The following is a 14,781-nucleotide window of genomic DNA, read 5'->3' as shown; positions in this document are numbered from 1 at the left end:
CCTAGCCACCGGTACTGGCGGCAACCGCCACGGGTGGATGGCGTGCGGTGATATCGAACAGCGTGTAAGACAGCGTCAGGTGCTTCACATCCTTGGGCATGTCACGGTCAACGATGAAACGTACCGGCATCTCGATCCGTTGACCGGGCTGCAGCACTTGCTGGGTAAAACAAAAACATTCGGTCTTGTGGAAGTACGCCGCCGCGGTGCTGGGCGCGATGCTCGGCACGGCCTGGGCGCTCATCGGCTTGTCGGTCGGGTTGTGCGCGATGAAAATCATCTCGTTCACCGCCCCCGGATGGGCCGTCAGCTCTTCACTCTTTGGATAGAAATCCCAGGGCATGTCAGCGGTGTTGGTCGACAGGAACTGCACGCGCACTTGGCGCGAAGTGTCGACCGTTTGCTCGCCCTCGTACTGCCCGGCCGTCTTGCCGTTAATGCCGAACGCCTTGCACATCACGTCGTAGATCGGCACCAGGGCAAACCCGAAGACAAACATCGCCACCACCACCAGCAACAGGCGGGTGACCAGCTTTTTCATCGAAATCGAGTCAGCCATGGTGTAAGCCCTCAACACCGAACCCTGTGGGAGCGAGCTGGCTCGCGATAGCGGCGTATCTGGCACACCGCGTCGCCTGAATCGCGAGCAGGCTCACGCCTACAAGGGGCAGGGTATTCATTTGACTTCCGGCGGCGTGGTGAAGGTGTGATACGGCGCCGGTGACGGAATACTCCACTCCAGGCCTTCCGCGCCATCCCACGGTTTGGCCGGTGCTGGCGGGCCGCCGCGAATGGTCTTGATCACGATGAACAGGAAGAAGATCTGCGTCGCACCGAACATGAACGCGCCAATCGAGGAGACCATGTTGAAGTCGGCAAATTGCAGGTTGTAATCAGGAATCCGTCGCGGCATGCCCGCCAGCCCCACGAAGTGCATCGGGAAGAACGCCATGTTCATGCCGATGAACGAGAGCCAGAAATGCAGCTTGCCGAGGGTTTCGTCGTACATGTGGCCGGTCCACTTCGGCATCCAGTAATAGGCCGAGGCGAAAATCCCGAAGATCGCCCCGGGCACCAGTACGTAGTGGAAATGCGCGACCACGAAGTAGGTGTCCTGGTACTGGAAGTCCGCCGGGGCGATGGCCAGCATCAACCCGGAGAATCCACCAATGGAGAACAGGATCACGAACGCCACCGCAAACAGCATCGGCGTCTCGAAGGTCAGCGAGCCTTGCCACATGGTGCTGGCCCAGTTGAACACCTTCACCCCGGTCGGCACCGCGATCAGCAGCGTGGCGTACATGAAGAACAACTCGCCCACCAGCGGAATGCCGACCACAAACATGTGGTGCGCCCAGACGATGAACGACAGGAACGCGATGCTCGCCGTCGCATAGACCATCGAGGTGTAGCCGAACAGCGGTTTGCGCGAGAAGGTCGGGATGATCGAACTGACGGCACCGAAGGCCGGCAGGATCATGATGTACACCTCGGGGTGACCGAAGAACCAGAACACGTGCTGGAACAACACCGGATCACCGCCACCGGCGGCACTGAAGAAACTGGTGCCGAAGTGGATGTCCATCAGCATCATCGTCACGCACCCGGCCAGTACCGGCATCACCGCAATCAGCAGGAACGCGGTGATCAGCCAGGTCCAGACGAACAGCGGCATTTTCATCAGCGTCATGCCGGGGGCGCGCAGGTTGAGGATGGTCGCGATCACGTTGATCGCGCCCATGATCGAACTGATCCCCATCAAGTGGATGGCGAAGATGAAGAACGTCACGCTTTCCGGTGCGTAGGTCGTGGACAGCGGGGCGTAGAACGTCCAGCCGAAGTTCGGACCGCCACCGGGGGTAAACAGGGTCGACACCAACAGGATGAACGCCGCGGGCAGCAGCCAGAAGCTGAAGTTGTTCATCCGTGGCAGGGCCATGTCCGGCGCGCCGATCATCAACGGGATCATCCAGTTGGCGAGGCCGACGAAGGCCGGCATCACCGCACCGAAGACCATCACCAGGCCGTGCATGGTGGTCATCTGGTTGAAGAACGCCGGCTCGACGATTTGCAGTCCCGGCTGGAACAGTTCGGCGCGAATCACCATCGCGAACGAGCCGCCCAGCAGGAACATGGTGAACGCAAACCACAGGTACAACGTGCCAATGTCTTTGTGATTGGTGGTCAGCACCCAACGCATCAGGCCTTTGGCGGGGCCGTGGGCGTGGTCGGCGTGACCGTGGTCATCGATAACAGCGCTCATGGCCTGTCTCCTGCAAACAGATGGGCTGGGCAGGCCGGGGCGCGCTGCCCCGACCAGTTCCTTACACGCGCAATAGACCGGGTCATTTGCTTTCCGCCTGTTTCAGCTCCAACACTTCTTTAGGAGTGACCATGTCGCCTTTGTTGTTGCCCCAGGCGTTACGTTCGTAGGTCACGACCGCCGCGATATCGACTTCCGAGAGCTGCTTGCCGAACGCCGCCATGGCGGTGCCGGGTTTACCGTGGAACACCAGGCTCAGGTGGCCCTCTTTCGGTCCGGTGGCGATTTTCGAGCCCTTGAGCGCCGGGAACATCGGCGGCAGGCCCTGACCTTCGGCCTGGTGACAGGCGACGCAGGTGGTGTGATAGATCTTGTCGCCGCGCTCCTTGAGCTCGTCGAGGGTCCATTCCTTGCTGGTCAGCTCTTTGAGTTGCAGGGCTTCAGCCTTGCGGTCAGCGAGCCATTTTTCGTAATCGGCCTTTTCCTTGACCTCGACCACAATCGGCATGAAGCCGTGGTCCTTGCCGCACAACTCGGCGCATTGGCCGCGGTAGATGCCGGGCTTGTCGATACGGGTCCAGGCTTCGTTGACGAACCCCGGGATCGCATCGCGCTTGACCGCGAAGGCCGGGACCCACCAGGAGTGGATGACGTCGGCGGAGGTCACCAGGAAGCGCACCTTCGCGCCGATCGGCAACACCAGCGGCTTGTCGACCTCGAGCAAGTAGTGCTCGCCCTTGGTTTCCTTGTTGTGGATCTGGTCGGCGGGGGTGGTCAGGTTGCTGAAAAACTCAACGTCCTGGCCCAGGTACTTGTAATGCCACTTCCACTGATAGCCGGTGATCTGGATGTCGATATCCGGCTCACTGGCGTCATACATCTTGATCAGGGTGGCCGTCGCTGGAACCGCCATGGCCACCAGGATCAGGAAGGGCACGATGGTCCATAGAATTTCGACGGTGGTGCTTTCATGAAATTTTGCGGCCACCTGCCCGGTCGAGCGGCGGTGGACCATCATCGACCAGAACATGGCGCCGAAGACGATGATGCCGATCACTACACAGATCCAGAAAATGGTCATGTGCAGGTCAAATACTGCGTGACTGATTTCAGTCGCTCCCGGCGCCATATTCACAGTCCAGGCGGCTTGCGCCTGACTGAAAATCGACCACAACAGGAGGCCCATCCAGACGTGTGGATGTCGCATCATTGCGGGTTCCCCTTATCGTTCTTGTTATCCCGCCGGCTTTCACCTGCGGCAAGGGAGCGGCTTTTTCAGACTACGAACTTGAATCGCCGGGCCTTGCTGCGTGTGCAGTCGGGCGTCATCAGCTAACTCCATTTCCAACCCGAGTATAGACAGCGACTGCGACCTCGCAATGTGATGGCGTAAATGATCTGAAACAGCTGGGACTTGCGTTCAAGGTCACGAATGGAGAAGGATGCAGACGAGTGGTGGCAAATCGATATAACGGAGGCGTCTCAAGGATGAAACAATTATGACAAATGCGTCTTAGCATTTTTCATAAGGCAGCTAAGTTATGTCTTCCCTATTTCATTGCCTTTGTTTCCTGGAGTTTTCATGAACACCGCCGCATTGCGCGAGCAGATCCAAAAAGCCCAAACACATGAAGCCGAGACCGGCCTGCTGACGCGTCAGCTGGAAAGCAAACTGCCTCATCTGCATCCTGCCATCCAATTGCCTGAGGCGGACGCCAATGGCGTACTGACACGTTTTGTCGCCGCTTACATCGACGAAGTACCTGATCTGCTGGAAGCAGCCAATGAAGTGGCCAGGGAAGCCGGTATCGAGTCACAGATCAAGCCGGTGCTGAACATTGCCGAACAGTACTTCCTTCAGCCGCCGGACATCATGAACGGTCACGTCGGGCTCGACAGCCTGCTGGATGAAGCCTATCTGGCACACCGTTTTGTCGAAGAGGTCAACGACCTGTACATCAAGTATCTGGGCCAGCCATTGATCCCCTTGGACATGACTGTCGCCAACCTGATTGCCCACCAATTGATCGGTGAGGCGTTTGCCAACCAACTGGACGAAGTGGTGCATCACGCCCTGGACGAGATGCTCGACGACCAGAGCTTTGCCTTGGAATCGGTGGAAGCGTACCGCGAGAAACTCAGCAGCCCGGATACCGGTGCCGCGTGGAAACGCTGGCCGTGCATGTCGCGCCGCTTGGGCGTAGGCCTGGAGCTGGATCAGCCGGCGGTTTGATTCAACACAAAACCTGTGGGAGCGAGCTTGCTCGCGATTGCGTTGGGTCAGTCAACATTCATGTTGGATGATCTGGCCCCATCGCGAGCAAGCTTGCTCCCACAGGGTTATTTATCCGGCAGCACCTACGCCGGATGTAGTGCGCAACCGCCCCTCCAACCTGCGCTTCAACCCTCGCGCTTCAATCAGCAGCGTCGAACCCTTGGCTGCATTCGCCCGCCCCCATTCCTCCAGCAACTCCAGGCACGAGTGATCGATGTAGCTCAGGTTATTGAGCGGCACATGCACCGTCGCACCGGCGGGAATGGTGCCCAGCACCTGGGTCAAGGCTGGCACCTTGAGAAAGGTCGCGGCGCCAGTCAGCCGCAACTCCATTTCTCCATCCGCCGGCAGGTCGATCAGGCTGATTTTCAACCGTGAAGCCTTCCACGCCAGTTTCGCCAGCGTCAGGCCGAAGCCAATCAACACACCCGTGAGCAAGTCAGTAAAGATGATTGCCAGCGCAGTCGCCGCGTAGGTGAACATCGGCATCCGACCATAACGGCCCAAGCCTCGAAAGGCCTTGAGATCGACCAGTTTGAAGCCGGTGTAAACCAGCACACCCGCCAGGCTCGCTACCGGAATGCTCTGCAGCACGCTCGACAGCAACAACACGAACGCCAGCAGCCACAAACCGTGGAAGATCGCCGACAGTCGCGTGGTAGCACCGGCCTGCACGTTGGCCGAACTGCGCACGATCACGCCCGTCATCGGCAATGCACCCAATAAACCGCAGAGCATGTTACCCACGCCTTGCGCCGACAATTCCCGGTCGAAATCGGATCGTTGGCCGCTGTGCATGCGGTCTACCGCAGCGGCCGACAGCAGGGTTTCGGCGCTGGCGATAAACGCTACGGCGAACGCGGCGACCAACAACGTCGGGTCCGCCAGATTGAGCAAGTCGGCGGGTTTCAGCCAATCGATGGCCTCGGCCAGGTTGGCGGGGACGTCCACGCGTTTGACCTGCAGCGCGAGCATCAGGCTGGCGACCGTCGCCATCCCTACGCCCAGCAGCGCACCTGGAACGAAGCGCAACGAATGAGGCCGGAATTTTTCCCACAACCACATCACCGCCATCGTCGACAGCCCGAGCAACCCGGCTTGCCAGCCGAGCGACGGCAGGGCTTGCATCACCGCGGCTGGAAAGGCCGCCAGGTTATCCAGCCCGGAAGGCTTGGGCACCCCGTCGAGCATGACGTGCACCTGCGACAGCACAATCAGCACGCCAATCCCGGCGAGCATGCCGTATACCACCGCTGGCGCCGTGACCCGAAACCAGCAGCCGAGCCTCAGGCGCCCGGCCACCAATTGCAGGAACCCCGCCAAAAGCAGAATGGGGCCGAGCATGGCGACGCCGTGCTGGCGAACCAGTTCAAACACCAGAACCGCCAAGCCCGCCGCCGGGCCGCTGACTTGCAGCGGAGAGCCGGCCAGCCAGCCCACGACCAGGCCGCCGATGATCCCGGTGATCAAGCCCTTGGCGGGCGGTAATCCTGAAGCGATGGCGATGCCCATGCATAGGGGCAGGGCGACCAGAAACACAACCACCGAGGCCAGCAGCTCCCGAGGCAAAACAGCTTTCAGTTGCGCAGCACGCATAGTGAAGCTCCCGACATTTTTCAGGCATGGCGAAGCCGGGCTGCTAAATCAGCAGCCTCGACTCAACCACACGGGGATTTAGGAGGTGTTAGAAACGCGCTTTGGGCGTTGCCACCGGAATCGGATGGCTGCCATCGAGCGGCAGGAAACACCCCTGGTCCGCGTCGTAAGCTTTGATTTCGCTGGTTTCGATGCTGTAGACCCAACCATGGATAAACAGCTGACCGTTGGCCATGCGCGAGGCCACCGATGGATGCGTGCGTAAATGCTGTAGCTGAGCGATCACATTCTCTTCGGTGAGGATGTGCATGCTTTCGTTTTCATCAGCGCAATGACAATTTTCCTGGACCATGGTTTTTGCCACTTCGGCATGACGCAACCAGGCTTTGACCGTCGGCATCTTTTCCAGGCTCTGCGGATTGAGTACCGCGCGCATCGCGCCGCAGTCGGAGTGCCCGCAAATGATGATGTGTTGCACACCGAGGGCGAGAACCGCGTACTCGATGGCGGTGGAAACACCGCCGTTCATTTGCCCGTAAGGTGGCACAACGTTGCCGACGTTACGGGTCACGAACAGATCGCCGGGGGCGCTTTGTGTGATCAGTTCAGGAACGATGCGCGAGTCGGCGCAGGCGATGAACATCGCCCGGGGGCTTTGGGCCGTGGCGAGTTTTTTGAAGAGCTCTTCCTGCTGTGGAAAGACCTCGTGATGGAAATGCAAAAAGCCGTCAACGATGTGCTGCAGCGCTGCATCGGCGGTTTCCGCCTGGGGTTGGGCTGAAGCCGACGCAGCCAACGGCTGTTTATCCTTGTCACTCATGAATTCATCCTCATAGGCGGAGCCAGGGAAGTGTCCCGTTTGTCCGGTGTGAAGCCAGTGGCTGTTTAAAAAACATTCAGGTCGCAAAATCCGACCCGTCAGTCACTCGATGAACAAGGTAGCGGTCGAAACTTAACTCAAACTGAATCAAGCGCTCTAGAACGTGTGTTCCAGGTCACAAAAAATGTGACCGGCCTGAGTGGGCTGTTCGTTTCCCACTACTCAACCATAGGTCAATTGTCCTCAAATCAATGACATCTGGCGACCCGGCGGACAGAAGGCTTCACAATCCAGATCGAAACCTTCCCGGCGATTGAGCCCCAGGCGTTTGATGGTTTTGGCAAACCGTTGCGCGAGCAGGTCGGCGAATGGTCCTTCACCGCGCATCCGGGAGCCAAATCGGCTGTCATAGAGTTCCCCGCCACGGCTCTGGCGGATCAGGCTCAACACATGGGCGGCACGCTGCGGATAGTGGGCCGCCAGCCATTCTTCAAACAGCGGCGCAACTTCCAGTGGCAGGCGCAACATCATATAGGCCGCACTCTGCGCACCGGCAGCATGGGCCTCGGTCAGCAGGCTCTCGAGTTCGCTGTCGTTGATCATCGGAATCATCGGCGAGCACAACACACCAACCGGAATACCCGCTTCACGCATCACGCGGATCGCCCGTAACCGGGCCTTGGGTGCGGCGGCGCGCGGTTCGAGGATGCGTTTGAGTTCATCGTCCAGCGTGGTGAGGCTGATCATCACCGCGACCAGTCGCTGGCTGGCGAGTTCGGCCAGCAGGTCCAGGTCACGAAGAATCAGCGAGCCTTTGGTGATGATCGTCACCGGATGACGGTAACGCAGCAGCACTTCGAGGGTATTACGGGTGATTTTGTGCTCGCGCTCGATGGGCTGATATGGATCGGTGTTGGAACCCAGGTTGATCGGCGCACATTGATAGCCGCGTTTGCTCAGCTGTTCTTCCAGCACCTCTGCGGCGTTGGTCTTGGCGATCAGTTTGGTTTCGAAATCCAGCCCCGGCGACATGTCCCAATAGGCGTGACTTGGACGCGCATAGCAATAGATGCAGCCATGTTCGCAACCGCGATAGGGATTGATCGAGCGATCGAAGGGCAAGTCCGGCGAGTTATTGCGGGTAATGATGGTTTTCGCCGTTTCGATGCGCACCTCGGTGCCTTGGGTGACCGGCGCTTCCTGATACCAGCCGTCATCCTCGACCACCGAACGATTCGGCGCGAAGCGGTTGTGCGGGTTGGTGGCGGTGCCGCGACCGCGAGGTGGCAAAGGGGTAGCCATCGACAAGATCCTTTAGCTGTATGTGCATACAGTATACGGCCTTGGCGCCATCGACCAGTGCCGTTCGGCACCTGACAACTTTCGCGCCTCGTCATTATGAGAAACATAAAGTGCGTGGCACTTTATTCTCTGTTGTCAGTATTCTTCGTTTCACACGAAGTTGTCGTGTGCTCACTATTAAAAGGATTTAATAAATGTCTGGCTACAATCAGCGCGGTGTGTTTTTACAACTACAGGCGCCTTCTATCGTTAGTCCAAAAGAAGTTAGGGTTTCCATGCAGTTTGCGTTAAAGGAAGAAGGTTATGACCCTGAAAACCAGGCGCTCACCTATTCTCTGTTGGACTCCAGCACCCGCGAGGCCGTGTCGAATGATGGAGGCGTCACCTTCACCATGACCAACACAGCTGATGTCAACGGGGATGGTGCAATCGACGCGCAAGACAAAGTTGTTTTGATTGCGTTGGCGAAGGCGTATGCAAAGATTATTAATCCTTGATTGCAGTTTGACCAGTGCAATCAATAACTATTGAAAAGCCACGGGTCCAGGGATGACTTCTAAAACGACACGGAACTTATCCGTGTCGTTTTTTTATGAGTGGAATTTATAGGCAACAAGAAGAAACGGGGGCCGCTGTTCAATTCACGATTCTTTGACGGATGGCTCACAGGCCTTTGACTGCTCACAGCAGAAGCTATGCAGTACTTATTCAACAGGGTTGTCCGAGCATGTCCCGACTGCGCCTCTTGCCTGCGACGTTTTTGCTTTCAATGGCTGCACTTTTCAACCTGACCCTGGCCCATGCGGATGACAGCGCTTCACCCCGCCCGGCTGAGTGGGCTCAATCGGTCGAGGTGCGATACAACCTCTTTCGAATGTCCCCGACGCTCTATCGCAGCGCATTGCCTGACCGTGGAGCCGTTCCTTTGCTGGAAAAGCTGAAGGTAGGAACCGTCGTCAATTTCCTGCCCGAGTCGGATAAAAGCTGGCTGTCGACACCAGGGATCACCCAGGTCCAGTTGCCCTACCGCACCAATCACGTGGATGACGCAGATGTACTCAAGGCCCTTCGTGCCATTCAGGCGGCCGAGTCCCACGGTCCTGTGTTGATGCATTGCAAGCACGGTTCCGATCGTACGGGGTTGATGGCGGCCATGTACCGGGTCGTGATCCAGGGCTGGAGCAAGGAAGACGCCCTGAACGAGATGACTGAGGGCGGCTTTGGCGACAGTACTCATTTCAAGGATGGCGTGCGTTATATGATGCAGGCCGATGTCGACAAGCTTCGCACCGCGTTGGCCAATGGCGATTGCAGCACCAGCCCGTTCGCCATGTGTTCGATGAAGAGTTGGTTCAAGTCGGCCCATATTGAGTAACCGTGTGTTTAGCGGGCAATGGCCTCTGGCAACACCGCAAAAACGTCGTCGGTGACTGACCCTCCAAGGAACTCTTTCAGGGCGGTCAGCAGCGAGCGTGAGTCGCCCGGTGAAAAAAATACTTCACGAAAAGCCTTGCCTGTTTGCGGGTTAAAGACCCAATCCAGTTGAAACCGTTTGAACGCCTCGGTCGCCAGGACGCCCGACCACTGGTAGGCGTAAACCGAGGCTGCGTAACCGGTCACCATGTAATCGAACCCATTGGCGAACCGGCTGTACGACGGCAGTTGCAGGTCGGTAATCTCGCGTTGAACATCCTCGAACACTTGCTGAATGCTACGGCCATCACCCCGGCAGTGGTGCAATTCGAAGTCGAGCAAGGCGCCCATCAACAGGCTGGCTGTTTGCCGGCTGGTCTGTGTTTGAACAGCGGCCAGCGCTTTGTTGATTCGCTCCTCGCTCAAGCGCTCACCGGTTTGATAATGAGCCGCCAGCCACAGCAGAAATTCGCCTGACAGGCACCAAAGCTCGAACAATTGACCGGTAAACTCCGCGCTATCACGCCCCAGTTGGGAAATGCCGGAAAGGCTGTGGTGAGGCGAACGGGTCAGAACGTGTTGCAAGCAATGACCGAACTCATGGAAAAGTACCCTCAGATCCTGGTGCGCGAGCAGGCAGGGCTGCTTGTTGACGCCAGGTGTGAAGTTTCCATGGAGCACAGCGATTGGCCGCGTCAGTCGACCCTCGGCGTTTATCCGTCGATTGCGGCGGGTGGCGGTCCAGGGATAGTCCGCAGCCTCCTCTCGGTGGAAAGGATCAAGGTAGATGTACCCGATCACCTGCCCATGCTCGCTGACTTCGAAGAGGCGCACGCTGTCATGCCAATGACTGAACGTTGTCTGCTCGACGATCTGGATGGCAAACATGCGTTCACAGAACAGGCAGAGCCGCCGCAATGTGCCGTCCAGCGGAAAATAAGCACGCAGGTTTTTCAAGTCACCACCGATATTTTGCTGGCGGAACTGTTCGGCCAGAAATTCGTGGTCCCAGGCGCGGACTTCACTGATGCCGCGCTCCAGCGCAAATGCTTTGAGCGCCTGTGTGTCCTGCGCAAGCGCAGGTATCACCTGTGTCACCTGTCGACGCAGGAACGCGCTGACTTGCGTCGTGGACTCCGCCATCTCTGTTGCGAGGTTCAGATGCGCAAAGTTTTCATACCCGAGCAACCGGGCTTTCTGGTGACGAAGGGACAATAGGCGCTCAAGCACTGGTTCATTATCGAATTGCCCGGCGTCAGGACCTTGATCGGAAGCTCGAGTGGAGTAGGCGACAAAATACTCTTCGCGAAGTGCACGATTTTCGGCATACGTCATGATTCGATGATAGGTGTCCTGGTCCAGGTGGATCAGCCAGCCGGACTGCCCTGCATGCCGGGCATTGAGCGCAAGGCGATCCTGAGTGGCCTGGGTTAAGCCTTTGAGCTGCGTGACGTCGTCGATCTGCTTGCACCAGGCCGCACTGGCGCTTTGCAAATTGCTCAAGAACAAACGTTCGAGCAGGCCGATTTCGACGTTCAGTTGCTTCAGCTTCTGGTGTTGTTCGACGGACAACTCGATCCCTGACAAGTGAAACTCGCGCAGAATTTTGCTCAGGACCGCTTTGCGCGCGTCATCGTAATTCTGGGCGGCAGGACTTTGCGCGAGATCCCGGTAGGCTCGCCAAAGCGCGCGATGACCCATCTTCTCTGTTTTGTAATGCGCCAGGGCTTCGCCACACCGCAGACTCGCAGCGCCCCATGTGTTGTCGTCGTGTTTGACCGACATGAGCGTTTCGATGATACCCATGGCTTCATCCAGGCGCGCATCGAGGTCATCAATGGCCAGCACCAGATCATCCCAAGTCGGGAGAGCGGATTGGCTGGCCGTTATTTCAGCAATGATCCGGCGGTTGTCAGCAATGATTGTTTCGATGGCCGGCACCAGATGTTCAGCTCGGATGGCTGACCACGGCGGGAGGTCCCAGTATTGCAAAAAGGGGTTGGTATCAGGCATGGCGTCCTACTTGAATGGCGACTGAAGGATTCAGCCTAAGCAGGAAGCGCGGTGCAGGTGCGGTAGATAAATACCACCTTCCGCCCTTGAACGAGGGGAAGGTGGTGCTGACTCAGTGTTGCTCGTCCGGCTTTTTCTTTAGCTTGGGGTTCGGGAAAAACTGCACGGCCTGAACCTTGGCGTCCGGCACTTTCAGCGCCGACGTATTGACCCGCGTGCCCAATTCCTTGGGTACGGACAGACCTTGTTCATTCAACGTGTCGGAATAACCGCAGGCCACGCACTCGCGGTGCGGGACCTCGTCTTCGTTCCACATCATCAGTTTGTCCGGCTCGCTGCATGCCGGGCAGACCGCCCCGGCGATAAAGCGTTTTTTGGTAATCACAGGTCCCTCACTCATGCTGCCGCGTCCTCACTCAGGCCGCTGTGGCGCAAGAGTGCGTCAATCGAAGGCGCACGGCCACGGAAGTCGACGAACAGCACCATCGGCTCCTGGGAACCACCGCGGGCCAGGATGGCTTCGCGGAACGCTCGACCGGTCTCGGCATTGAGTACGCCTTCTTCTTCGAACTTCGAGAACGCATCCGCCGACAGTACTTCCGCCCATTTGTAACTGTAGTAACCCGCCGCGTAACCACCAGCGAAGATGTGCGCAAAGCTATTCGGGAAACGGTTGTAGGCCGGTGGACGCATGACCGACACCTCGTCACGCACCCCTTCGAGCACCTGAGCCACGCTGCGACCATCGCCATGGGTGGCGTGCAGTTCGAAGTCGAACAGCGAGAACTCCAGCTGACGCACCATCATCAGGCCGGACTGGAAGTTTTTCGCCGCGAGCATTTTCTGCAGCAGGTCTTGAGGCAGGGGCTCGCCGGTTTCGTAGTGACCGGAGATCAGCGCCAGGCCTTCCGGCTCCCAGCACCAGTTTTCCATGAACTGGCTCGGCAGCTCGACCGCATCCCAGGCCACGCCGTTGATGCCGGAAACGCCGGCGTGTTCGACGCGGGTCAGCAGGTGATGCAGGCCGTGACCGAATTCGTGGAACAAGGTGGTGACTTCATCGTGGGTCAGCAGCGCAGGCTTGCCGCTGTCGGCCGGGGTGAAGTTGCACACCAGGTTGGCCACCGGGTTTTGCAACACGCCTTCAGCGGTGCGGCGACGGTCACGGGCGCCGTCCATCCATGCACCGCCGCGCTTGTTGGCGCGGGCATAGAGGTCGAAGAAGAAGCGGCCGACGTGCTGGCCGTTTTCCTTGATTTCGAACAGGCGAACGTCCGGGTGCCAGGTGTCGAAGCCTTTCTGTTCGGCAATCTCGATGCCGTACAGACGCTGCACGATGGCAAACAGGCCGCCCAACACTTTGTCGATCGGGAAGTAGGCGCGAAGCGCTTCCTGGGCAACGCTGTAACGCTGCTCGCGCAGTTTTTCACCGTAGAAACCGCTGTCCCAGCTTTGCAGGTCCGGGCAGCCTTGTTCGGCGGCGTAGGCTTTGAGTTGTTCCAGGTCCTGCGCGGCGAATGGCTTGCTGCGCTTGGCCAGGTCGCGCAGGAAGCTGAGCACCTGATCGCTGGACTCAGCCATTTTGGTGGCCAGGCTCAGTTCGGAGAAGCTGGCGAAGCCGAGCAGTCTGGCCAGTTCCTGACGCAGGTCGAGGATTTCTTCCATGACCGGGCCGTTGTCGTTCTGACCGGCATTCGGGCCCTGGTCCGACGCACGGGTGCAGTAGGCGGCGTAGACTTCTTCGCGCAGGGCACGGTCTTGGGCGTAGGTCATCACCGCGTAGTAGCTCGGGAATTCCAGGGTGATCAGAAAGCCTTCCAGGCCCTTGGCCTTTGCGGCGGCGGCCATTTGCGCCTTGGACGAATCGGTCAGGCCGGCGAGGGTGGCTTCATCGGTGACGTGTTTGGTCCATGCCTGAGTGGCGTCGAGCAGTTGGTTGGAGAAACGGCTGCCCAGTTCCGAGAGCTTGCTCTGCACTTCGGCGTAGCGTTTCTGCTCGGCTTCCGGCAGATCTATACCCGACAGACGGAAGTCGCGCAGGGAGTGTTCCAGGATAGTTTTCTGCGCCACATCGAAACCGGCGGCTTCCGGGCTGTTGGCCAGGGCTTCAAAGGCTTCGAACAGTTCGCGGTTCTGGCCCAGCTCGGTGGAGTAGGCGCTCAAGGCCGGGAGGCAGGATTCGTAGGCTTCACGCAATTCGGCGCTGTTGCACACGGCATTCAAATGGCTGACCGGGCTCCAGGCGGCGCCCAGGCGATCATTGAGCTCGTCCATCGCCAGCACCAGGCCGGCCCAGGTCGGTTGTTTGCCCTGGGTCTTGAGGATCTCGATAATGGCGGCGCGGTTGTCAGCCAGGATCTGTTCAATGGCCGGTTGCACGTGTTCGGCACGGATCGCCGAGAACGGCGGCAGGTCGTAGGACTGCAAAAGAGGGTTGTTCACGCTCACGGTTGGCACCTTGGCTGGAAGAAACATGCGGCCATCTTAATTACAATCGACGCTCACCGCAGCTATCAGCAACAGAGAGAAACCCTATCGTGAACCTTCGCAAGTACCAGAACCACACGCCGCTGCTGGGCAAAGGCGCTTTTGTCGACGGATCGGCGGTGGTAATCGGCGACGTTGAAATCGGCGAAGACAGCTCTGTCTGGCCGCTGACAGTGATCCGCGGCGACATGCACCGCATCCGCATCGGCGCGCGTACCAGTGTTCAGGACGGCTGCGTGCTGCACATCACCCATGCCGGCCCGTTCAATCCCGATGGTTTTCCGTTGCTGATCGGCGACGATGTGACCATCGCGCATAAAGTCATGCTGCACGGGTGCAGCGTGGGCAGCCGGGTGCTGATCGGCATGGGCAGCATCGTCATGGACGGTGCAGTGGTCGAGGATGACGTGATCATCGGCGCTGGCAGCCTGGTGCCACCGGGCAAACGTCTGGATAGCGGCTTCCTGTATGTGGGCAGCCCGGTGAAACAGATCCGCCCGCTGACCGACAAGGAAAAAGCCTTTTTTACCTACAGCGCGGCGAATTACGCGAAGCTCAAGGATTTGCATCTGGCTGAAGGTTACGACCAGCTCTGACTCCGCCCCGCTATTG

At 58.6% G+C, this 14,781-nt stretch carries 13 protein-coding genes; 4 read left to right on the top strand and 9 right to left on the bottom strand.

Going from position 1 to position 14,781, the window contains the following annotated elements; all coding sequences use genetic code 11:
• Nucleotide 1: 1 nt before the first annotated feature.
• The 3 genes from SB725_RS00205 to coxB form a co-directional block, all read right to left on the bottom strand.
• Nucleotides 2-559, bottom strand: coding sequence for a cytochrome c oxidase assembly protein (locus SB725_RS00205; RefSeq protein ID WP_027926131.1), 558 nt, complete (start codon nucleotides 557-559; stop codon nucleotides 2-4).
• A 117-nt stretch (nucleotides 560-676) separates the two neighbouring features.
• Complete coding sequence (ctaD, locus tag SB725_RS00200) at nucleotides 677-2,263, bottom strand: cytochrome c oxidase subunit I (protein WP_027926130.1); 1,587 nt, start codon at nucleotides 2,261-2,263, stop codon at nucleotides 677-679.
• An 82-nt stretch (nucleotides 2,264-2,345) separates the two neighbouring features.
• Nucleotides 2,346-3,473: a cytochrome c oxidase subunit II gene (gene coxB / locus SB725_RS00195; protein WP_027926129.1), complete on the bottom strand. Its 1,128-nt coding sequence runs from the start codon at nucleotides 3,471-3,473 to the stop codon at nucleotides 2,346-2,348.
• Between the two features lie 372 nt (nucleotides 3,474-3,845).
• Here coxB and SB725_RS00190 point away from each other — a divergent pair, with 372 nt between their 5' ends.
• A complete protein-coding gene (locus tag SB725_RS00190; RefSeq protein WP_027926128.1) occupies nucleotides 3,846-4,496 on the top strand; it encodes a hypothetical protein in 651 nt (216 codons plus the stop codon).
• A gap of 111 nt (nucleotides 4,497-4,607) precedes the next feature.
• Here the strand turns inward: SB725_RS00190 and SB725_RS00185 are convergent, their stop codons facing one another.
• The 3 genes from SB725_RS00185 to SB725_RS00175 form a co-directional block, all read right to left on the bottom strand.
• Nucleotides 4,608-6,134: a SulP family inorganic anion transporter gene (locus SB725_RS00185; RefSeq protein WP_410921115.1), complete on the bottom strand. Its 1,527-nt coding sequence runs from the start codon at nucleotides 6,132-6,134 to the stop codon at nucleotides 4,608-4,610.
• A gap of 88 nt (nucleotides 6,135-6,222) precedes the next feature.
• Nucleotides 6,223-6,954: a carbonic anhydrase gene (locus SB725_RS00180; RefSeq protein WP_410921114.1), complete on the bottom strand. Its 732-nt coding sequence runs from the start codon at nucleotides 6,952-6,954 to the stop codon at nucleotides 6,223-6,225.
• 243 nt (nucleotides 6,955-7,197) lie between these two features.
• Nucleotides 7,198-8,256, bottom strand: a complete 1,059-nt coding sequence (locus tag SB725_RS00175) for a PA0069 family radical SAM protein (RefSeq protein ID WP_027926125.1) — start codon at nucleotides 8,254-8,256, stop codon at nucleotides 7,198-7,200.
• 194 nt (nucleotides 8,257-8,450) lie between these two features.
• On the opposite strand from SB725_RS00175, the gene SB725_RS00170 reads away from it, so the two are divergent.
• Nucleotides 8,451-8,753 carry a hypothetical protein gene (locus tag SB725_RS00170; RefSeq protein ID WP_059181876.1) on the top strand — a complete coding sequence of 101 codons (303 nt, stop codon included), beginning with the start codon at nucleotides 8,451-8,453 and terminating at the stop codon, nucleotides 8,751-8,753.
• Nucleotides 8,754-8,983: 230 nt separating this feature from the next.
• The gene (locus SB725_RS00165) at nucleotides 8,984-9,631 is read left to right on the top strand and encodes a dual specificity protein phosphatase family protein (protein WP_410921113.1); all 648 of its coding nucleotides are present in this window, start codon (nucleotides 8,984-8,986) and stop codon (nucleotides 9,629-9,631) included.
• An 8-nt stretch (nucleotides 9,632-9,639) separates the two neighbouring features.
• Here the strand turns inward: SB725_RS00165 and SB725_RS00160 are convergent, their stop codons facing one another.
• The 3 genes from SB725_RS00160 to prlC form a co-directional block, all read right to left on the bottom strand.
• Nucleotides 9,640-11,682, bottom strand: a complete 2,043-nt coding sequence (locus SB725_RS00160; RefSeq protein ID WP_410921112.1) for a M3 family metallopeptidase — start codon at nucleotides 11,680-11,682, stop codon at nucleotides 9,640-9,642.
• A 112-nt stretch (nucleotides 11,683-11,794) separates the two neighbouring features.
• Nucleotides 11,795-12,082 (bottom strand): YheV family putative zinc ribbon protein, encoded by a 288-nt coding sequence (locus tag SB725_RS00155; RefSeq protein ID WP_008152496.1) that lies wholly within the window; start codon nucleotides 12,080-12,082, stop codon nucleotides 11,795-11,797.
• The gene (gene prlC, locus SB725_RS00150; protein WP_410921110.1) at nucleotides 12,079-14,157 is read right to left on the bottom strand and encodes an oligopeptidase A; all 2,079 of its coding nucleotides are present in this window, start codon (nucleotides 14,155-14,157) and stop codon (nucleotides 12,079-12,081) included. The genes SB725_RS00155 and prlC overlap by 4 nt, the downstream gene beginning before the upstream one ends.
• 62 nt (nucleotides 14,158-14,219) lie before the next feature.
• Here prlC and SB725_RS00145 point away from each other — a divergent pair, with 62 nt between their 5' ends.
• Nucleotides 14,220-14,765, top strand: a complete 546-nt coding sequence (locus SB725_RS00145; RefSeq protein WP_027926120.1) for a gamma carbonic anhydrase family protein — start codon at nucleotides 14,220-14,222, stop codon at nucleotides 14,763-14,765.
• Nucleotides 14,766-14,781 lie beyond the last annotated feature (16 nt).

This window comes from Pseudomonas sp. SIMBA_041 (assembly GCF_046535095.1).
Classification (GTDB): Bacteria; Pseudomonadota; Gammaproteobacteria; order Pseudomonadales; family Pseudomonadaceae; genus Aquipseudomonas; species Aquipseudomonas mucoides.
This window is presented reverse-complemented; position numbering and strand designations above follow the sequence as displayed.